The 20,708-nt window shown below is 54.9% G+C and carries 17 protein-coding genes, 1 pseudogene and 1 other annotated feature; of the genes and pseudogenes, 11 read left to right on the top strand and 7 right to left on the bottom strand.

Annotation, left to right across the window (positions count from 1 at the left end; translation table 11 throughout):
- Positions 1-345: 345 nt before the first annotated feature.
- Positions 346-399: a sequence feature (sul1 is cis-regulatory element that is thought to sense ions involved in sulfur or methionine metabolism; They are found in Alphaproteobacteria), on the top strand.
- A gap of 92 nt (positions 400-491) precedes the next feature.
- Entirely contained in the window at positions 492-1,976 is a 1,485-nt protein-coding gene (locus CR159_RS17265; protein WP_102075211.1) for a SulP family inorganic anion transporter, read from the top strand.
- 10 nt (positions 1,977-1,986) lie between these two features.
- Positions 1,987-2,841: a universal stress protein gene (locus CR159_RS17260; protein ID WP_102075210.1), complete on the top strand. Its 855-nt coding sequence runs from the start codon at positions 1,987-1,989 to the stop codon at positions 2,839-2,841.
- 763 nt (positions 2,842-3,604) lie between these two features.
- Here CR159_RS17260 and CR159_RS22355 read toward each other — a convergent pair.
- The gene (locus tag CR159_RS22355; RefSeq protein WP_500796519.1) at positions 3,605-3,712 is read right to left on the bottom strand and encodes a four-helix bundle copper-binding protein; all 108 of its coding nucleotides are present in this window, start codon (positions 3,710-3,712) and stop codon (positions 3,605-3,607) included.
- A 176-nt stretch (positions 3,713-3,888) separates the two neighbouring features.
- On the opposite strand from CR159_RS22355, the gene chrA reads away from it, so the two are divergent.
- The 4 genes and pseudogenes from chrA to CR159_RS17240 form a co-directional block, all read left to right on the top strand.
- Positions 3,889-5,088: a chromate efflux transporter gene (chrA, locus tag CR159_RS17255; RefSeq protein WP_102075209.1), complete on the top strand. Its 1,200-nt coding sequence runs from the start codon at positions 3,889-3,891 to the stop codon at positions 5,086-5,088.
- A gap of 7 nt (positions 5,089-5,095) precedes the next feature.
- Positions 5,096-5,401 carry a PadR family transcriptional regulator gene (locus CR159_RS17250; protein ID WP_102075208.1) on the top strand — a complete coding sequence of 102 codons (306 nt, stop codon included), beginning with the start codon at positions 5,096-5,098 and terminating at the stop codon, positions 5,399-5,401.
- 154 nt (positions 5,402-5,555) lie between these two features.
- Positions 5,556-6,113, top strand: a complete 558-nt coding sequence (locus CR159_RS17245; RefSeq protein WP_102075207.1) for a recombinase family protein — start codon at positions 5,556-5,558, stop codon at positions 6,111-6,113.
- 2 nt (positions 6,114-6,115) lie between these two features.
- Positions 6,116-6,427 (top strand): annotated as a pseudogene (locus CR159_RS17240) (DUF4158 domain-containing protein); the annotation flags it as partial.
- 268 nt (positions 6,428-6,695) lie between these two features.
- On the opposite strand, the gene CR159_RS17235 reads toward CR159_RS17240, so the two are convergent.
- Together CR159_RS17235 and CR159_RS17230 are read right to left on the bottom strand one after the other, a co-directional pair.
- Positions 6,696-7,499 carry an ion transporter gene (locus CR159_RS17235; RefSeq protein WP_369406263.1) on the bottom strand — a complete coding sequence of 268 codons (804 nt, stop codon included), beginning with the start codon at positions 7,497-7,499 and terminating at the stop codon, positions 6,696-6,698.
- A gap of 170 nt (positions 7,500-7,669) precedes the next feature.
- A complete protein-coding gene (locus CR159_RS17230) occupies positions 7,670-9,571 on the bottom strand; it encodes a potassium transporter Kup (protein ID WP_102075205.1) in 1,902 nt (633 codons plus the stop codon).
- A 314-nt stretch (positions 9,572-9,885) separates the two neighbouring features.
- On the opposite strand from CR159_RS17230, the gene CR159_RS17225 reads away from it, so the two are divergent.
- The 5 genes from CR159_RS17225 (at position 9,886) to ssb (ending at position 14,952) form a co-directional block, all read left to right on the top strand.
- Positions 9,886-11,214: a TrkH family potassium uptake protein gene (locus CR159_RS17225; protein WP_102075204.1), complete on the top strand. Its 1,329-nt coding sequence runs from the start codon at positions 9,886-9,888 to the stop codon at positions 11,212-11,214.
- Positions 11,204-11,905, top strand: a complete 702-nt coding sequence (locus CR159_RS17220) for a potassium channel family protein (protein WP_233208374.1) — start codon at positions 11,204-11,206, stop codon at positions 11,903-11,905. The genes CR159_RS17225 and CR159_RS17220 overlap by 11 nt, the downstream gene beginning before the upstream one ends.
- 596 nt (positions 11,906-12,501) lie before the next feature.
- Positions 12,502-13,035 carry a JAB domain-containing protein gene (locus CR159_RS17215; protein ID WP_102075203.1) on the top strand — a complete coding sequence of 178 codons (534 nt, stop codon included), beginning with the start codon at positions 12,502-12,504 and terminating at the stop codon, positions 13,033-13,035.
- Between the two features lie 558 nt (positions 13,036-13,593).
- The gene (locus CR159_RS17210; protein WP_102075202.1) at positions 13,594-14,394 is read left to right on the top strand and encodes a DUF3560 domain-containing protein; all 801 of its coding nucleotides are present in this window, start codon (positions 13,594-13,596) and stop codon (positions 14,392-14,394) included.
- 78 nt (positions 14,395-14,472) lie between these two features.
- Positions 14,473-14,952, top strand: coding sequence for a single-stranded DNA-binding protein (ssb, locus tag CR159_RS17205; protein WP_102075201.1), 480 nt, complete (start codon positions 14,473-14,475; stop codon positions 14,950-14,952).
- 249 nt (positions 14,953-15,201) lie between these two features.
- Here the strand turns inward: ssb and CR159_RS17195 are convergent, their stop codons facing one another.
- The 4 genes from CR159_RS17195 to CR159_RS17180 form a co-directional block, all read right to left on the bottom strand.
- Positions 15,202-15,888 (bottom strand): SOS response-associated peptidase, encoded by a 687-nt coding sequence (locus CR159_RS17195; RefSeq protein ID WP_102075199.1) that lies wholly within the window; start codon positions 15,886-15,888, stop codon positions 15,202-15,204.
- Positions 15,889-16,370: 482 nt separating this feature from the next.
- On the bottom strand, positions 16,371-19,268 hold the full coding sequence (mobF, locus tag CR159_RS17190) for a MobF family relaxase (protein ID WP_102075198.1): 2,898 nt from the start codon (positions 19,266-19,268) through the stop codon (positions 16,371-16,373).
- Positions 19,269-19,571: 303 nt separating this feature from the next.
- Positions 19,572-20,270: a hypothetical protein gene (locus CR159_RS17185; RefSeq protein WP_102075197.1), complete on the bottom strand. Its 699-nt coding sequence runs from the start codon at positions 20,268-20,270 to the stop codon at positions 19,572-19,574.
- A gap of 10 nt (positions 20,271-20,280) precedes the next feature.
- The coding region (locus tag CR159_RS17180) for a HupE/UreJ family protein (RefSeq protein WP_143705475.1) at positions 20,281-20,708 on the bottom strand (428 nt) is incomplete at its 5' end.

Here is a 20,708-nt window from a genome sequence, read left to right as displayed (position 1 = left end):
ACACGAATTTAGCCCGTATAGTTGACTGAAGAAGACTCTTGGCAACGTCTTTATCGGCAAGCTAGGCAACACACCCTCCGAGTGTGGCGTCAGTGTGCGGCGGTCTGACGAGCTGATGACCTAATGTGTATTGATTCAGACTTGATCTGACATACTCTGTCCGATTAATCAGGCAGGAAACGAACCAAAGCGGAACTCCGGCTTTCAAGGTTTGAACTCGTACATTGCGCGGCCACTATATTGAGCCAGGGCGTCGGCTACGTCCCTTTCGCAACTTCACTGCTCATGTATAATTTCGCACTACAGCACCTGCAATGGATGCTGCGTCGCTACGACAGCGATCTAAGTGGACCCGGCAGCGCCGGGTGGCTCGGCCGGGCGCCTATCCCTCGGACAATTCCAAGCGAATAACGGCTCGCTCCGAGACCAACTCCTAGCCACATCCCTCGGCACGATTGCCTCGCTTGCTAACTTCAGGTTAGTCAAAATCCATGTCTTTCTTTTCCACATTTCGCCGCGAATGGATGTCAAATCCTCGCGCCGATATTCTCGCGGGCATCGTCGTCGCCCTTGCTCTTATCCCAGAAGCCATTGGCTTTTCTGTCATCGCGGGCATCGACCCACGCGTGGGCCTTTATGCCTCCTTTTCCATCGCGGTAATCATTGCGTTCGTCGGAGGTCGGCCGGGCATGATTTCAGCAGCAACCGCCGCCATAGCGGTTCTAGTTGTGCCTCTAGTCAAAGAGCATGGGGTGGAGTACCTCTTCGCCGCAACGATTCTGATGGGTGTCTTTCAGGTGTTGGCAGGATTTCTCCGGCTGGACCTTCTGATGCAGTACGTATCACGCTCAGTAGTCACGGGTTTTGTAAATGCGCTGGCGATTCTGATCTTTCTTGCCCAATTGCCGCAACTTACTGACGTCACATGGATAACGTACGCCATGGTTGGCGCCGGCTTGGTAATCATTTATCTCCTTCCCCGCCTAACTAAGGTTATCCCATCCCCTTTGGTTGCGATAGTCGTGCTAACGATTATTTCTATCTATGGGGGCTTGCCGGTCAACACCGTTGGTGACATGGGAACGCTGCCCTCGTCGCTGCCGGAGTTCCTCATTCCGAATGTTCCGTTCAGCATGGAAACGCTGCGCATCATCTTTCCCTATTCGCTGACCATGGCCACTGTAGGATTGCTCGAGTCTATGATGACTGCGCAGATTGTTGACGACCTCACCGACACGCCAAGCGACAAGCGCCGGGAATGCAAAGGTCAGGGGATCGCCAACTTTGTGGCCGGCTTTTTTGGCGGGATGGGCGGCTGTGCCATGATCGGCCAGTCCGTCATCAACGTGAAATCAGGAGGCTCAACGCGTCTCTCGACTTTCGTCGCGGGCGCTTTTCTCCTTTTCTTGATCGTTGTGCTTGGTCCTCTCGTAGCAAGGATTCCAATGCCCGCGCTGGTCGCCGTCATGATCATGGTATCGATTGGCACGTTTAGCTGGAGCTCAATACGAAACTTGCGCTCATTTCCTTGGCAATCATCTGTGGTGATGATCGCGACTGTTATCGTTGTGGTCTGGACGCACGATCTGGCACAAGGTGTGTTGGCCGGTGTAATCCTTAGCGGGTTGTTCTTTGCAGGCAAGGTGAAGCGCCTCCTCACGATCAAATCGGAACTCTCCCAAGATGGAAGCACACGCACGTACTCATACTCGGGCCAGGTGTTTTTTGCTTCCACAGAGCGTTTCTCCGAAGCCATCGATTTCAAAGAGGTCGTGGATAAGGTCGTTCTCGACGTTTCAGTAGCGCATTTCTGGGATATTTCCGCAGTAGGCGCCTTAGATAAGGTAATAATTAAGCTTAGACGCGAGGGTACGTCAGTGGAGGTCGCAGGGTTAAATGAAGCCAGCGCAACCATGATCGGGAGATTTGCCACGCATGACAAACCCGACGCAGACATTAAGTCTGTCGGCCATTAGGAGAAGAGATATGTCAAAGATCCTCGCATGTGTTGATGCGTCCCCGTATGCAATGTCCGTGTGTGACCTCACGGCTTGGTTGGCATCACGCTTAAAGTCCGATATCGAATTACTCCACGTAGTGCAACGCAAAAGCGCTGTTGCGTCCCGCCATGACTACAGCGGGGCTATTGGGCTGGGTGTGAAAAGTGAGCTTCTGGAAGAGTTGACTCGCATTGAAGAAGCTCAGGGGAAACTTGCTGTAAAGAGTGGCCGTGCGCTACTGGACGCTGCCCAAGCTAGAGTCCGGACGGGTGCCGACGGGAACATCGAGCTCGTTCATTTACATGGCGGCATCATCGAAACGATTCTTGAACGCGAAGCCGAAACTGAACTGGTGATTATGGGTAAACGCGGAGCATCCAGTGAGTACGCCACCGCCCATACAGGGTCAAAAATTGAACGCATATTGAGAGCCAGTAAAAAGCCTCTCGTTATCGCCCCGCAACAATTTTTGCATCCGGAAAACGTCGTGATTGCCTACGATGGGGGCAAATCGATCCTCCGCGCGTTGGAGTATGTAGCCAGTTCGCCGCTCTTCGACGGAATGCCAATTCACCTAATAATGGCTGGCGAAGAGCCTGAGGCCCGTCGCGCCGAGTTGGAACGTGCTCTGCTGACCGTGGGTGCAAATGGCCGAAAGGCCGACTGGACACTTCTCCCCGGCGCGCCGGATAAAGTTATCGCGGACTACATGGCAGATCGACCCGGTTCAATGCTCATCATGGGCGCTCACGGCCATTCGCCCCTACGTACTCTAATCGTTGGAAGCACCACGACGGCAGTGGTTCGGGCGGTGCATGCGCCCATACTGCTTGTTCGCTGACAAACTCAACCATTGCGGAGTTTCCTGGAAAACTGACACACCGGACGTTGGATTCCCAGCTGTCTGCTCCTGGCTGAGTCTGTGTGAAAACGCAAAAATAAACTGAGTCTGAAGAATTAACCCACCGGAATCTTCTATTAGGAGAAGGATATGAAAAAGTTACTTGCAATTGCATTGTGTTCCTTGCCTCTTGCTTAGCGCCAACGGTGTACGCCCAAAGTACTGGCGCCGCAGGCGGCTTGGGCACGGCTGGTAGCGGCATAGGGTCCAGTTCTTCCGGTTCTAATAGTGGTACAGGTGCGGGTAACGGTAATACCGGCGACATGAGCGGTACCACGAACAATGGCGAATCTTCGTCGGGAGGTGCCTCTGGACGATCAGGTACTATGCCGAACAACGGCGATACCAGTGGTACTTCTGACACGAACAGCAACGGCACGATGGACACGAACAGAAGCGGCACCTCGAACCAAAACGATACCCAAAAACCAAAGAGCGGAGCTTCGGATGGCAACCGAAACTCGGGGTCATCGGGAATGACCAATGGTAGCCGTACTGCACAGTCGCCAACTCCAACTCGTCTTCATCTGGATCATCATCGACAAAATCTGGGACAGGCGTGAAGTAAATAGCAAAACAGCGAAATATTCATAGTTCGCTGTTTTGCCATCTCCATTTATTAGATGCCATTCAGGGGCTAGACCAATCATCTTATAATTTTCCTTCTGCCGCCTGCCGGTGCCAGGCCGTTATCAAGCTTAAGTCATTGGGCCATGTGGCTGCACGTCTCGGCGCGCTTTCGACAAGTTTCGGCGCAGCGCTGGCAATGGTCCGTCTGGTGTGTAAACGTAAGTCGTAATTCAAACGTCATGCTATCGTCAGTATGGGCTCGCCTCAGAAAACGGAAAATAAAGCACGCTATAGAGCGCATCGCACGATGTCGGTGAAAAAGATGAGTTGCAGGAATGCGTCTTTTGACCAATAATCGAAATTCGTTATCGTATTTCGATTATTGTATTTGAGTCTGTTGCAAATAAAGGCGAACGCATGGCCAACGCCGACGACCGCAGTCCATGGTCTGTATTTCTCATCTTTCTGCGCCTTGGGCTGACCTCTTTCGGCGGCCCCATTGCGCACTTGGGCTACTTCCGCGCCGAGTTCGTCACGCGGCGGCGCTGGCTGTCTGAACGCAGCTATGCCGATCTGGTAGCACTTTGCCAATTCCTGCCGGGGCCAGCAAGCAGCCAGGTCGGCATAGCATTGGGACTATCTCGGGCAGGATACCGCGGTGCATTGGCGGCTTGGGCGGGCTTCACGCTGCCCTCGGCCATTGCACTGATCTTGTTCGCGCTGGGTATTTCGAACTATGGCGATTCCGTCTCGCCTGGCATGTTGCATGGCCTAAAAGTGGTCGCCGTTGCCGTGGTCGCCCAAGCGGTATGGGGCATGGCGCGCAACCTGTGCACGGATAGTCTGAGAGTCACCATCATGGCGATTGCCGCCTGTGCGGTCCTGCTTGTACCGTCCGCGTGGGGGCAGGTCGGTGTCATTGCAGCCGCAGGCATCGCAGGCCGCCTATTGTTCAAGCCCGCGCAAACTGTTGAGCACGACCCATTACCTATCACGGTCAGTCACCGGGCCGGCGCGCTCTGGCTATCGCTATTTTTTGCCCTGCTGATTGGCCTACCACTCTTGGCAAAACTGCTGCCAAGTCAAACGATGGCAGTGGTGGACGCCTTCTACCGTGTAGGGTCGCTGGTGTTCGGTGGTGGGCACGTTGTGTTGCCACTGCTGCAAGCCGAAGTGGTGCCCTCGGGCTGGGTGAGTAATGAATCTTTCCTCGCCGGATACGGGGCGGCCCAAGCTGTGCCCGGCCCTTTGTTCACTTTTGCCGCGTTCCTTGGGGCCTCAATGAACACGGCGCCTTCGGGCTGGGTAGGCGGCATTGTTTGCCTGCTGGCTATCTTCGCGCCCTCTTTCTTGCTGGTCGTTGGAGCCATGCCATTTTGGGAGCGTCTGCGCCGCAATACGGGTACGCAAGCCGCGCTGGCCGGGGTCAATGCTGCTGTTGTCGGCTTACTGCTGGCTGCGCTCTACCACCCTGTATGGACTAACGCCATCTTTCAGCCGCAAGACTTCGGCTTGGCACTGGTTGCTCTTGTCGCATTGATGTTCTGGAAGCTTCCGCCGTGGCTAGTTGTCGTCGGCAGCGGTGCAGCGGGGTGGCTGCTGAGTGTCGCGTTGTGAGGCACGAATGACTGACAAAGATCTTTACGGCGGCCTGATTCGTCTGCACATCCTGCACCATGCCTCCGAGGAACCCATCTTCGGCCTTGGCATCATCGAAGAGCTACGACGTCATGGCTACGAACTGAGTGCCGGAACTCTATACCCAATGCTGCACGGGCTGGAGAAAAAAGGCTACTTGACCTCACACCACGAGCGCACCGGGCGGAGGGAACGGCGTGTCTACGCGATCACCGAACAAGGCCGGATTGCGCTTGCAGAGGCCCGGGCAAAGGTCAAGGAACTGTTTGGGGAAATGATCGAGGGTCACTGAATTTGGTGTATCAACGTCAATTTGAGCTATACCCTATCCTGATGTCAGATGTTGCCGGTAAGCACCGTCAGAATAGAGTCGACAATTCAATTTATTGACACAATCAGTCAAGAGTAATAGATTTCACTCTGACACATTACCCCTTGGAGGCACTTTGTACGGTCAACGCATCGGCTACGTTCGCGTCAGCAGCTTCGACCCAAACCCGGAACGGCAATTGGAGGGAGTTCAGGTGGCGCGGGTGTTCACCGACAAGGCGTCCGGCAAGGACACCCAGCGTCCCGAGCTGGAAAGGCTGCTTGCTTTCGTGCGCGAAGGCGACACCGTAGTGGTGCACAGCATGGATCGGCTGGCACGCAACCTGGATGACTTGCGGCGCATCGTGCAGGGTCTGACGAAGCGCGGCGTGCGCATCGAATTCGTAAAGGAAAGCCTGGCCTTCACCGGCGAAGACTCGCCGATGGCAAATTTGATGCTGTCGGTGATGGGCGCGTTTGCCGAGTTCGAGCGAGCCTTGATCCGCGAGCGACAGCGTGAAGGGATCTCGCTCGCCCGGCAGCGGGGTGCGTACCGGGGCCGCAAGAAGTCATTGAACGATGAGCAGATTGCCGAACTGAAGCGGCGTGTTGCGGCGGGTGAGCAAAAGGCCCTGATCGCCCGCGACTTCGGCATCAGCCGCGAAACCTTGTATCAGTACCTGCGCGAGTCCTGAGCATGCCGCGTCGTTCCATTCTGTCCGCCACGGAGCGCGAAAACCTGTTGGCATTGCCCGATGCCAAAGACGATCTGATCCGGTACTACACGTTCAGCGAAACCGATCTGTCGGTGATCCATCAGCGGCGCGGACCTGCGAATCGGCTGGGCTTCGCTGTTCAGCTTTGCTACCTGCGATTCCTCGGCGTCATCCTGGGCGCTAATGAGCCGCCATTTCCGCCCTTGCTGCGCATCGTGGCGTCACAGCTCAAAGTGCCGGTCGAAAGCTGGAGCGAATACGGGCAGCCGGAGCAGACCCGACGCGAGCACATGGTCGCCTTCGAAGCTTCCCGATTAGAGACGGGATAGCGAGCGGCCATAACTGCCTCCAATCGATCCTTTTCAGGCTATGGCCGACCGCTATGGGGTGACGATCATTACAGAATCGTGGGGAAAAGCTTATTCGCTCTTCGTCAAGCTCCATTTTCCAGATGCCGGAGCTTCTACAAGTCCCCGTGCACTTCAGAAGTCACATTCGGCTTGTTCGAAAGGGATGGACACCGATGAGGCGATTGAGAGGAATAACCGGTTGCGTTGTGATCTACTTGACGTCTTGCGCGAACGGGGGAAGCTTCGTGCCGCAATTGCGGCAAAACTTTGCTGTTTCATCCAACCCGGTCGTAAGGCAGTCCGGACAGGTACGGGTATTCGGGCGGGCAAGGAATCGTTGGCTGGTCATTTCTGAACTGATAATTCCGGTTGGGACAGCCAGAATGCTCCAGCCGACAAGCATGCTGATTGAGGTGATGGCCCTTCCAAGGTCGGTCTGTGGCGTTATGTCTCCGAAGCCCACGGTCGTGACCGCTGTGATGGCAAAATAGACGGAAGTCGGAATGCTACTGAAGGCAGATCCCGGGCCACCCTCAATGACATAAAGCAACGTGCCATTAACAATGACGATTATCGCAACAACTGACAGAAAGATGACAATTTTGCGCTTGCTCGCCAGTAATGCGCTACCTAGCATTGAATACTCTTCTACATACGCGGCGAGCTTCAAAAGCCGGAAAATACGCAGCAATCGCAACAGGCGTAGGTCGAAGAGGGCATGTAGTTCTGGGACGAAAAACGCAGCATAACTGGGCAGGATCGCAAGAAGGTCCACTATCCCGTAAAAGCTTCTTGCGTATCTCAGCGGATGCTTCACGCATGCTAGCCGGGCGAGATACTCGACCGTGAACGCCAGCGTAAAGAACCACTCGAAAGCCCGCAGAGCTGCGCCATGACGGCTATTTATCGACGCAATGCTATCAAGCATCACTACTGCCACACTTAACAATATGGCCGCGATCAGCGCGAAATCGAACCATCGGCCGGATCGCGTATCGGCTTCAAAGATAATCACGAACAAGCGATCGCGAAATCGCGATTCCGGCTTGCCAAAATAAGCGGCACCGTCAGATCGAGTCGGTGTCCGTGGCGGTATGCCTTTCGATCCTTGAGTCTTCATGTACGCATTCCGTTAACAGCTGGCTCATTGCAACGCCGTCAAGGCGCTTGTGAGCTACTGTGCCGCTATATCTCTTGTTGCATTCCCATCTCAACCACACGGTTGGGAGGAATTTTGAAGAATCGTGTGCTGGCGCTCGAATTGCGCGCCATAAATGCAAACAAGGTTCGCCGCCAGCGCGACACCAACGACAGCTTGCGCACCACTAACACCGTTTGCCTTGACAGAAAATAGGAAACTTCCAACGGTTCGAGATTAAGTTCTGGATGCTCTTTGGCCATTTGCTCCAGCAGCAGCGGCACATGGGGGTCTTGTTTAAAACCCCACGTCGCTGTCGCTTGCCAACTTGACGCGCTCAAACGCTCTAACTGACATTGTTCTTCGGACGGAACATAAGGAATGCCCGCACTTTGTACGGTCAAGAACAAGACCTGCTCGTGCAACACCTTGTTGTGCTTCAAATTATGTAATAACGCCGGTGGTACGGTGTTAACAATCATGCTCATAAAGACGGCGGTACCCGGCACACGTGTTGGCGGATACGCCTCAAGTGACACCATGAACTCTTTGAGAGGCTGTTGACCATCGGTTAAAGCCTCATGCAGCTTATCTCGGCCTTGTTTCCAAGTGATCATCAGCGCCAGTATGCTCAACCCGATTCCCAAGGGCAGCCAGCCGCCTTCAAATAGCTTTAGAGCGTTTGACGAGAACAGCAGCACATCGATTACCAGGAAAATGCTTAAGAGGGAAAACCATAGTGCTCGTCTCGAACCTGTCGAATTTCTTGGGAGCACCAGAAAAGCGAGCAGTGATGTCATGAGCATGGTACCGGTGACGGCAAAGCCATACGCATGAGCGAGGCGATCCGACGAGCCGAATCCGACGACGAGTATCAGAACGGCGATAAACAATAATATGTTTACGCGCGGTAGGTAGATCTGTCCTTCTTCGCTGGCCGAGGTATGTTGAATAACCATGCGCGGCCAGTAACCGAGTTGAACGGCTTGTCTCGTGATGGAAAATGCCCCTGAAATGACGGCTTGTGAGGCAATGATGGTGGCAAGTGTGGCCAAAACTACCAAGGGAACAAGGCCCCATGACGGAGCCATTAAGAAGAAGGGGTTCCTAATGGCGGTCGGGTCTGCCAGAAGCAATGCCCCTTGCCCGAAATACGAAAGAACCAAGCCCGGCATGACAACACCAAACCATGCTCGGCGTATCGCCGGACGTCCGAAGTGACCCATATCGACGTACAAGGCTTCTGCGCCGGTTACGGCCAACACAATCGCACCCAACAATAAGAACACTTCCCACGGCGCATCACTAATAAAGGAGATGGCCCAAAGTGGATTTAGTGCGCGAAGGATTTCTGGAGTCTGCGAAATGCGCCAAACGCCTAATATGCCCAAAGTTAAGAACCACAGCAACATGATGGGGCCAAAGAGTTTGCCCATTGCGCCGGTGCCCCGAGATTGAATTGCAAACAGGCCACTCAGCACGACGATTGATAAGGGCACAATCCATTCATCAAGGCGATGCGATACGATACTGATGCCTTCAAGAGCCGACAACACCGAAATGGCTGGTGTAATTACGCTGTCGCCATAGAAGAGAGAAGCGCCAATAAGGCCAAAAATGGTGAAGATCCACTTTTTACCTTTCGGCATTCCCCGGATGGCTAGCTCCATCAGAGCCAAAATACCGCCTTCGCCACGGTTGTCTGCCTGTAAAACGCAGATGACATATTTGAGCGAGACAACGATCATAAGCAGCCAGAACAAGAGCGAGAGCACGCCCAACACATGTTCTGGATTAAGAGTGGCAAATCCTGAAAGCGACACTTTCATAGCGTACAACGGGCTCGTCCCGATGTCGCCATAGACAACGCCTAATGCGCCCAACAGAATAGCCGCACCCGGAGATCGTGCAGATTTTCCGGCATCGTTTAGCATGTTTGCACTACTCATGAAGCTGTCGCATCAATTGATAACCTTTTGGCAATCAGAAAATATACCATTGATGTGATTCTGGCCAAGGTGAGACGCTTGACAGGACAACACTGCTCGATGCGTCGCTAGGGTGGGTCGATCTGGGTCAGGTCTTGATGCTGCTGGTTAGCGCCTCAGGCAGGCCATCAAGCGACCGTTTTACAGACATCATTGAAAAAGCCATACAATTTTTCCCGTGAACATGTGATGTGGGGAAATTTGCGTTATAAAGGCGTCAATGCGATACAGCGCCTCGCAGCCGTAAGAATGGACAATAAAAAAGCTTCAGCCACATGACATCCTTGCTCCATCCTACTAGAGCAGTAGCCTTAGGATTTCTGCTGGCGATTGTATTTGGTACTCTTCTCCTAATGTTGCCCCTGGCCCATGCTGGGAACCAATCTGCACCATGGCTCGTAGCATTCTTTACAGCCGTATCCGCTGTCTGCGTGACCGGCCTGGTCGTTGTGGATACAGGTACTTATTGGTCTACCTTCGGCCAGTCCATCATCATGATTTTGTGTCAGGTGGGCGGTTTCGGGATGATGACTGCGGCCACTTTGCTGGGGTTAATGGTCAACCGTTCCTTGCGGCTTCGAACCAGGCTCGTTACCCAGGTCGAGACCCACTCCCTAGGCTTGGGAGATGTCACCAACGTAGCTAAGGTGGTGCTCGGAGTGACGCTTGTCTCTGAACTTATCATCGCGGCTTTCTTAACTCTTCGTATGTATTTTGCATACGACATGCCATGGCGTGAGGCCGCTTGGAGCGGCCTTTTCCATGCGATCTCTGCGTTCAATAATGCGGGCTTTTCTATTCACGCCGACAGCCTCATGCGGTATGCCAGCGATGCGTTCATTTTGCTGCCGATTATGATGGCGATCATCGTGGGAGGCATCGGCTTTCCAGTTCTCCAAGACTTGCGAGTCAAAGCCAAAGATCCTCGCCATTGGTCGCTGCACACTAAGCTTACGTTGACGGGAACAGGATTGCTGCTCATCATCGGATTTGTTGCGGTGTTGTTTTTTGAATGGGGCAATCCCAAAACGTTTGCGACAATGTCAATGTCAGACAAGCTACTCTCAGCTGCGTTTGCCTCGGTATCGTCGCGCACCGCAGGCTTTAACTCGATCGACATCGGCGCGATGACTCCCGAGAGTTGGGCGCTACATTACTTCTTGATGTTCATTGGCGGTGGCAGTGCCGGTACTGCGGGCGGCGTCAAGGTAGGGACCGCAGTGATTCTCGCCTTGCTCGTCATTGCGGAACTTAAAGGGCACAGCGACAGTGAAGCGTTTGGTCGCAGAGTCGGCCCGTCGGCCCAAAGGCAGGCCATTACAGTGTTCGTACTGGGAAGCGCCCTAGTTGTAATGGGGACGCTCGTAATCTTACGCAGCACCGACTTTCCGACAGATCAAGTTATCTTTGAGGTCATCTCTGCATTCGGTACTGTCGGACTTTCCACCGGAATTACCGCCGATCTGCCCGAGTCTGCACAGCTCGTGCTGACTGCGCTGATGTACTTCGGTCGGGTAGGGACTATCACTCTCGCTGCGTCGTTAATACTGGGTGAGCGACGTATGCCCTATCGCTTTCCCGAGGAGCATCCAATTGTTGGCTAGATTATTCACAGAACAGTTTTCTTTCTCGAAGGGCGACAGTGTCGTTGTAGTGGGCCTGGGTCGGTTTGGAGGTTCAGTCGCCCAATCTCTAATGAGGCTGGGGCACGATGTTATGGGGATAGACCTGGACCCTGAGCCCGTCCGGCACTGGGCAGAGGAGCTCACTCATACCATTCAAGCGAACTCGACCAACGCACAGGTCTTGCGACAACTGGGAGTTGCTGATTTCGCCCATGCAATTGTAGGCATTGGCTCGGACCTCGCGGCTAACCTGATGACCATCATGGCGCTTACGGAGTTGGGTATCAAGGATATTTGGGTCAAGGCGACGACGCCTGAGCATGGACAGATTGCCCAACGCATCGGAGCTCACCATGTCGTCTATCCGGAAGCAGATATGGGCGAGCGGGTTGCACATCAAATTACTGGCCGCATGATGGATTTCATCGAATTTGACGATGGATTCGCCATTGCCAAGATCCATGCCCCTGCTGCCACGCACGACCATGCTCTTTTCGAATCCAAGGTGCGTGAGAAGTTTGGCATCACAGTTGTAGGCGTCAAACGTGCTAACGAGGACTTTCAACACGCAACGCCAAGCACGAAGGTCCAACCCGGCGACCTACTTATAGTCTCCGGCCCAACCCGTAAGATCGAATTGTTTGCAAGTAGCAAGCGACACAAACCGTAGCCAAGGAGAGGCTTAACATCCCTTCACAGAACGTATGCAAATGCCGAATATTCCCAGTGGATGAAGCATTGCTGGTAGCAAGCGACCGTTTTATGGACGTAGCGATACCGTGAGGCGATCACGTTAACGTGGCAAAGTCACGCAGGTTGAAGTTATGTTGGATTCGCTATTTCAATCACAAACGTGATTACTAGAACTGATTAGCCAATAACACAGCGTCAAGTTAGATCGCCCACCGGGCGATGGTGGCGCTCGCCGCGCGGGCCAGCATTCGCAATCAGTGCATATCGGGCCGTCGTTACCGCTGCCATGACTGCGCCGCCCAAAACGCCGACTGTACCGCCATCTGTTGCCGCTGCCCTGGCTTTCGCGGCATAAACGGCTTCCTCCCCGCCATGCGGGTCCCCTCCATATATTCCACGTTCCTGTTCACCAGCCCCTGCCAGCGGTTCAGCACGGCAAGGCGACGAACTCACGGCAACGGCGGCAACACCGCAGGAACCGTATTACTGCGAACGCCGAAAACCTACGATCAGGCTCGAAATCTTCGGCCCCGGTCAGCAGGAAAACAAACTGGCTTTTGAAGGGATAGGACGATGGAACACGTTAACCACAATGCAGCTTTGGGCTATGACAACATGAACGCAGGGCAGACGCTTTATGTGCGCAGTCCATCCGGCCGATATCGTGCCGCGACCGATTCGCACGTATTGGCCGCCGCGCGCGTCGCTGCCGAAAGCTTGATCGGTGATCGGGCTGACATGGGGAACCCGAACGCCGTCAAACGGTATTTTCAGGCTAAATTGTCGGGTATGGGGCACGAGGTCGCTGCTGTGCTGTACTTGAATAGCCAGTTTAAGGTGATCCGTTACATGGAAATGAGCCATGGCACGTTGACGCAGGCCAGCGTATACCCGCGCGAAATCGTAAAAACAGCGCTGCGCCTGGATGCTGCGGCAATCATCATGTCGCATAACCACCCCAGCGGAATACCTGAACCCAGCGAAGCCGATCTGGCACTGACGCGGCATTTAAAACATGCATTGGCGCTGGTTGATGTCCGTTTGCTGGATCACATCATCGTTACAGGGCAAAACACGACTTCGTTAGCGGAACGAGGTCAGGTGTAAACCTGGGGCTGGGCGGGTGAGAGCCCGCCTGCACAGGTAGACGCCGCGCGCTGCGGCGCAGGTTGGACTTGTGCTATCGCACAAGTAGTTATCCGCTTTCCTTCTTCTCAACAAAAGCGGCCCGTCCCGGTGTGCCGGACATAGCGGCTTGCCGATGCAAGCTGGATACAGCTGCGTAACTGCCTTCAATTTAGATCACCGGCTCGGTGATGGTGGCGCTCGCCGCGCGGGCTGCTGCCAGGTTGCGCGCTGCGACACCGCAAGCCTGTTCCTGAGAGTTCCATCGCCCTAAAACGCCGACTGTATCACTACGTTCCGGCGCTTCAAGGGGCGTTCATAAAACCCGCTAAGCGACTTTTACAAATCTTCCTCCTTTCCGCTAGTCATTGCGTGATTCAGCACGGCAAGGGCGATGGAACTCACAGGACTGGCGGCAAAACTCGATGGGGACAGCACACAACCCGGCAGCACAAATCTACAAACGGGCTCAAGAATCTTCAGGCCCGGTCAGCAATGAAATCACTACCGCGCCACCGCGCACTTTTGAAGGAAAGCGACATGAACCATTACGAAGCAAAACAGGCAGATCGTAAGGCCAAGCTAGAGGCTAGGGCGGCTCAGGCCGAGGCACAGGCTGCAACCACCTACGACCGGGCAAAGCAAATGGGTGAAGCGATTCCATTCGGACAGCCGATTCTAGTTGGCCACCACAGCGAAGGCCGGGACCGCAACTACCGGCAGCGGATACATAACACGTTTGGCAAGGCTTTTGATCTGCAAAAGAAGGCTGACCACTATGTGAAGAAGGCGGCTGCTGTAGGCGATGGGGGAGTATCCAGCGATGACCCGGAAGCAATAGCAAAACTCATGCGCCAGGTAGAGCAACTCACAGCGAATCAGGAACGCATGAAAAAAATCAATCAGGTGATCCGTAAGCATAAGGGCGATTCAGAGGGTCAACGGCGTGCTTTTCTTGAGCTTGGATTCTCGGATGAAAGCGCGCAGAAGCTGATCGCACATGACTATGCCGGGCGCTTAGGCTTCCCTTCTTATGCCTTGACCAACAATAACGTGAACATTCGCCGTATTCAGCAGCGGATCAAACAATTACAGGCCAACCAGGAGCGCGAGCCGGTCAGCATACAGGGGACGGGGTATGTATACGCTGAGGACGTGGACGAGAACCGTGTGATGTTTATGTTCGAAGGTAAACCGGAAAAAGCCACCCGCGAGATTCTAAAACGCCATGGTTTTCGGTGGAGCCCAACCCGTGGAGCGTGGGTGCGTCAACTGAACAACGCCGCCATATGGGAGGCAAAAGCCGTCATGCAGCTTTTGAACGGCTCGACCGATAACTAAACCGAAGCCCCAGGCCGCTTTATCGGCCGGGGCAATTTGTCGGCGAGATTACGCCGAACCACTACCAGGAGCAACAACATGGCATCAGTCAACAAAGTGATCATTATCGGCAACTTGGGCCGCGATCCAGAGATTCGCTATAGCGCGGATGGAGCCGGGATCTGCACCATTTCCGTTGCCACATCGACAAGCTGGAAAGACAAGGCGACAGGCGAGAAACGGGAAGAAACCGAATGGCATCGGATTGTGTTCTACAACCGCTTGGCAGAAATTGCCGGAGAATACTTGCACCAGGGTAGTGCGGTCTATGTAGAAGGGCGCTTGAAGACTAGAAAATGGCAGGGTAAGGAAACAGGTGCTGACCGTTACAGCACCGAGATCGTCGCTGAGCAAATGCAGATGCTCGGGGGCCGTGGTGCAGATGGCCAGGCGTCGTCAGCTAAGCTAGCAGCGCGTAAGGCCGCTGCTGCTCCTGCCCCCACGAGTGGCGGTGCTGTCGTGGCGGATGATATACCGTTCAATCTGGCAGGTGCGGGACGCAGCTGGCTGTGCATGTAAGAAGGTCTGCCCCGGCTTTAGCTGGGGCATCCATTAAGACGGGAGAACAGGATGCCATCCGAACCAAGAAACGATTGGGAAAGCGCTGTATATGATTTGCTCAGTGAGCAGAGCGACATGACATGGTCAGATGCTCAGGCGATGATAGAAGCACAAGAATTACAGGGTAATGACGTGTTGGCGTCTGCCTGGGCAGACGGGCTGACATTGTCTCAGACGGTAAAGCTATTGTTAAAAATGTCGGAGTAGCTACCACAGAGCCTGTTGGATGATGGCGTTGGTACCGCCCAGCGAAGACACCTCGAAGGGCTTGGCATCGAAAATATCTTCCGGTGCCAAGCGCAAGAGGCTGCTAGCCTCCTCAACTGAGCCTGTCAGCGAACAATCGACATCATTCACTTCGATTGGAATGACTGAGCGCTTGTCTTGGGCAGTAGGTGGCTTCTTCGGGTCAGGCTTGTGCATCCGACGCATCAAGGGATGTTCTGTGAGCATCGTGTAGCTTTCCAGAACTTTGCCCGTTGCCGGATCGGTCCAGGTATTCCATAGACCGGCCAGGCCCCAAGGGGCACCGTCTGACCGCTGGAATTGCCACCACATATTGCGGCCGGTTTCCCAGCAAGGCTCGTCGAAAGACATCGCCGGGATAATACAGCGCTGGCCGCGCTGCCAGGGTTGGCGATAGCTTGCCTTGCTGGCCAATTCTTCTGAACGAGCGTTATTCGTCTGATATGTCAGCTTCGCCGACTTGGCAAAGTGTGGGATAAGCGCCCATTGGCCAACTACCAGCTCACGCCCGATATCGTGCGCTCGGACAAATGGGCCGACAGCACGAGGGTGAACGGCGGCCTCCCACCATCGAGGCTCGTTCCAGTTTCCAATATGCCAAAACCTCTCAATTTCAGCCTGGCTCGGTGTCACATAGCGATTGCACATGCTTTATTGTGACAGAACTCATGTCTCGGATATCAATTGAGCAAGTTGGTGTCCCATCTTCGATGGGTCCCTGACTGATGACGTTGCCAGATCTTCGATCTGGCTGGCACTTTTAAAGCCCCAAATTCGCTGTCGCTCATTTGTGGCCTTAAAAGTGCCACACAAGACGCACCCCTGACGGGGTAGGAAAAGCGCTTGTTTTTCAATCGTTTATGAGTAAACGGTTATATCCCTTGCTGTAGGACAGACAGGTCGACAAAGTGACGTAAAGCATTGATGTCTTGGGCAGAAATTGGGCCACAACTGTGGCACTTTTGCATGTAGACGCGGTGGCCGGCCCATACCCTCAACATAATGACTGCATATCGACGGCTTCACATCTGCGCTTTGAATGCATGAAGGCAGCACGGGAGCAGCGCGGCGACAGCATACGGACTGCTATGTAGTGACAGGACTGCTGCAACACGCCTACCAAAACTAGCTCATCCTACTTCCAGTTCAGATTCCGGGTGTAGAGGAAGGGGATCCAGTTCGTTCTGACCGTGCGCTAGCTCATTGGCAGCCACCGGCTGCAGGTCATGTGCCAGCCCCTTGTACGTCAGCTGGTCCACCCGTTCAGGCAGTTTTTTCGCATCGTCTGTGAACACAATGACCTCGTGCCGTTCGCGCGAGATACTGACATAGTAAGTGTCCTGGGCAGTCGTGCGGCTGAAGCTTTCGGCGTTATAAAGGACTCGGTCGCAGGTCAGCCCTTGGGCGCTATGTGCGGTGGTCGTGTAGGCATAGTCCATGTTCAGTGGTCGATCTATGGGCAACTGCACATGGCGACCATCGGTTTCGATGGTGACGCTGGTTGCATCAATTGTCGCGATCGTCGCCAGTTGTCCGTTGACCAGGTCATTATGGGCATCGTTGCGTGTGATGCGGACATGGTCACCTACAGACAGTTCTGCTCGGTTCAGGTGATAGACCGAGAGCTTGCTCATGGTTTTCGGGATGATTTCCATGGGTTGCGTAGGTGACGAGCCGGACTCGATCGGTTCGACGGTAATGCGGTCGTGGCGTGCGCTGCCGGTCACGCGGTACATCTCGCCGCGTTTCAGGCCGCACTGATAGTCCCGCTCGGGTACGACAATGTCGCCCGCGGTGTAATACCGCGCTACGCTGCGTTCTGCACGGGTGGTGTCATGGCGGGCCAGTAGCTGGCATTGGCGTCCTTTATCTTTCAGGCCGAGCAGAGTGTGGATCCGTTCATTGATGGCTACGCGAGAAGTGTTGGTGCCGGTCACCACGATGGTGCCCGCCTGGTCTGCCGCTGGAAGCTGTACATAGGATTGAGCAATGGCCTCATATCGGGCGGAACTGTCCCGGCTTTTGTGGCCATGCTCGTCGGCAGTGAACTGATCCGGGATGGTGAGCACCTGATCTAGGAGCGGTAGGGATCGGCTCGCTTGGCCTTCGGCGGCCAACTGCACCGCTTGGCGCAGCCGTTCAGAGCGTTGGCGCTGGATGTCTGCCATCAGTACGGTTTTCATGCCGTTTTCCTGCAGCATGGCAAACGCGCGGCCTGCCTCAATGGCCTTGGTCTGGGCGGTGTCGCCCAGCAACACGACTTTTGCGCCTGTCGGCTGAATGAGGGCCAGCAGCTTATCCATCTGCCGCACCGGCACGACTCCGGCTTCGTCAATCACTACGATGGTTTTCGGTCCTAGGGTGTTGATGAAGGGGCGTTTGTCGGAAGCTGCAAGCACTGATGCAATCGTGTTGGCCGGTATTCCATCTTTGCGCAGGTTGCGAACCATTCCGCCGTAAGGAGCCAGGGCCGTCATGGTGTGTCCCTGCTGTCGGAGGATGGCCTGGGCGCTTTGCAGAGCGAAGGATTTGCCGGTGCCAGCCAGGCCCTGGATACCGGCGACTTGATCGGGGCCGGTGGTGATTAGCATGACGGCTTCTCGCTGGCCTGGTGTCAGGCGTGTGTCCAAGCTGCTTTCGGCACTGGTGTCTGCAATCGTGGACTGCCAGGCATTGCGACCTGTTTGCTCAGCGGCCAGTACCCTGGATTCGGCTTCAAAAGCCTTTCGGGTCGCATAGCGTGGGCTTTCCATCAACAGGCGTCCCTCGGCAATGGCCTGGTCAACTAGTTTCAGGGCGATGTCCCGCGGCAGGCCGCGTAGGCGTATGACCTCTGTGGCCCATCCTTCGCGGGTCATGGGAAGGGCCAGCCTGTCCTGGGTGCTGCAGTAGTGCGGTGCTTCTCGGATCAGTGCGCCGGACTCCACACAGCCCTGAATCGCTGTCTGAATGGCTGTGACGTTCGTATGGCCACCGGCATGGCGAACGCCGTTTTGTAGTAAATCCGCCAGAGGCATGACGGATTCCCTTTCGGCCAGATGTTGGATCGCCCAGTTCAGTGAGGCTTGAGCCACCAGGTCAGATGGTTGCTCCAATTCCTGTGTCGGCTGGATATTCGCTTGTTGCCTGGCGTGGGCAAACTGCATCCCGATAGTTGTAGCGGCATCACGCCATTGCCGATGCAATTCCGTGCGACTGAGCTCCTGAGCCTTCGCCTGGCGGTGGGCCAGGGTGATGCCTTGGCGCAGGGCGTGAGGGGCTTCTTTACGACTGGTGCCGCGTGCAGACAGTTCAGCCGTGATGCCGGCGCTGCGTTTACTGAAAAACTCGATCTGCCCACGGCTGATGTGGGCCAGTTCGATATGGTTCTTTTCATGGCGGACCGCGTATCCGAGGGCCCGGACATTGCGTTCCAGCTCTGCCTGGTAAATCGAATCCGTCACGCGCAGCAGTTTGAAGATCTCTTCATTGGACAAGGCCACCCAACTGCCGTCGGCCCGCTGGGTCAGATTCATCAGCAGGGCGTGGATGTGTAGGTGCGGGTCGGGGGCAGCGCCTTCCGTAGGGCGTGCTGTCTCGTGGCGGAATTTGGCAATGATGAGGTTGCCCGTGTGTTCTACGCGTGACTTGCCATTTTCTTTGTGACGGCCCATGGTCAGATGCTGCTCGACATAAGCAAGAGCAGCAGCGACCGCTTTATCATTCGCGTGAATCAGGCGCTCGTCGCCGCCGATCAAGGCTTGCAGAGTGATACTTTTGGGTGCTCCGAAGGTGAGATCAAGGGCGGCGCGAGCCCTTGCATCCTTTCGGATTGATCGGCCCGCCATGATGCCACGACCAAAGTCGCCCTGCAGCATGGCTTTGAAACGTGCCGGGTCAATTTCACCGGCCGCACGCAGACGCCGTGCACCTTCTCCTTGCCAAGTGGCGGCGCTGCCGTCACGGCTGTAGTAGTCATCGGCCTGATCGGCGTAGTAATGAGTGGCAAGGGCCGCACGGGCCCGATAGATCTGGCTGTGCGAGATCATGGGGTGCTCCGGGAGAAGGTGGTGGTAACAGATTGGCCAGCAGGGTGCTAATCCCCGTCAGTGCTGCCTCTTGAGGTGAGGGAGGATGGGTTTACACACGCTTATCCACAGATTCTGTGGATAAATGGGCAGCATCTAACGGCCCATTGCGGCCCTTCGAGTATCTCGATAGCCGGGATGACCGCATCGAGAAAAACGGGCATCGAGCACGACAATTTGCGTGGCCACTGCGCATGAAAGGAGTGATTTCCTTTCATGCGCAATTACGGATCAAGGCCAAACAAAGAAGATCAAAGCAAAAAACTACCCTACGCGCTTGAGTTCGGCGTAGTCCCCATTTGTTCGAAGAGTGACCGTAACGTCTGATTCAGTTCGGTTGCGCCAGAACCAACCGTGGTTCCCGTCAAATGCTGCGTCTAACACTCCTTCATCACTCGCTACACCCCGGCCTTTTTCATAGGAAATAGAGCGCCCGCCACCATCGCCATGCGTGTCATAGTTCACCACAGCACCATTGGCCGTCCAGGAAAAGTTGGCTTTCGCTCCAGCCGCCATAACTAGCTTGATCTCAGCCCCTTGTCCCGGCTTCAGAGTGATACTCATTTCGTCGGATCTGCCGGTTTGAGCCGGTGCCGCGCTGGCTTGTGTATTGGATGGTGCTCCCGAAGCTTGAGCAACAGGGGCGGGCGGCTGCGGTGCCTGGCTGACCGTAGGAGTGGCGTTTGATGCAGCGACGGGCGCAGGCGGCTGTTGCGCACCCTCTCTGGCGGCGGTATCGGCAGCCGCGTCAGCAACTGATTCGGCTGCAAGTTGCGTCTTAATTTCACCCATTTCCGTTAGGCCCAATACACGGCCAATTCGCGTGGGATCGATCGCATATTCGGATGGGAGTACTACGGTCACAAGAATGACCAAGGCAGCGATAGCCGCAATAATGGTGGAGCGCTTGAGTTGTTCGGAAGTCGGCAACTCTGCGCGACGTGGAAGGTCGATGTTGTACATACTGAATCCTTTACGAAACGATATAGCCGGTAATTTGATAGCCCATCAGGATGAAGCCTGCGCTCATCATGACGACGTTGGCCGTGTAGGCGTGACGCCAGAAGCTCTCTGTGCGACGCCAATAGCTCATGGCGATGAGGATTGCACCAAGCGCCAGCAGTTGCCCAATCTCCACGCCAACATTGAAGGCGAGCAGATTAGGAACTAGGCCGTCGGGTGAGATGTTGTATTCAATGATCTTTGTAGACAGGCCAAAGCCGTGGAAAAATCCGAAAATCAATGTCGCCACTTTGGTATTGGGCTGAAACCCAAGCCAGCGCTGGTATGCGCCCATGTTGTCGAGCGCCTTGTAGACGACCGACAAGCCAATGATGGCGTCGATGATGTAACTATTGATCCCGACATTGAAATACACACCAAGCAGCATGGTGGTGGAGT

Source organism: Pollutimonas subterranea (assembly GCF_002849655.1).
Lineage (GTDB): Bacteria > Pseudomonadota > Gammaproteobacteria > Burkholderiales > Burkholderiaceae_B > Pollutimonas > Pollutimonas subterranea.
Note: the sequence above shows the minus strand (reverse complement) of the source record. Positions and strands in the feature narration are given on the sequence as shown.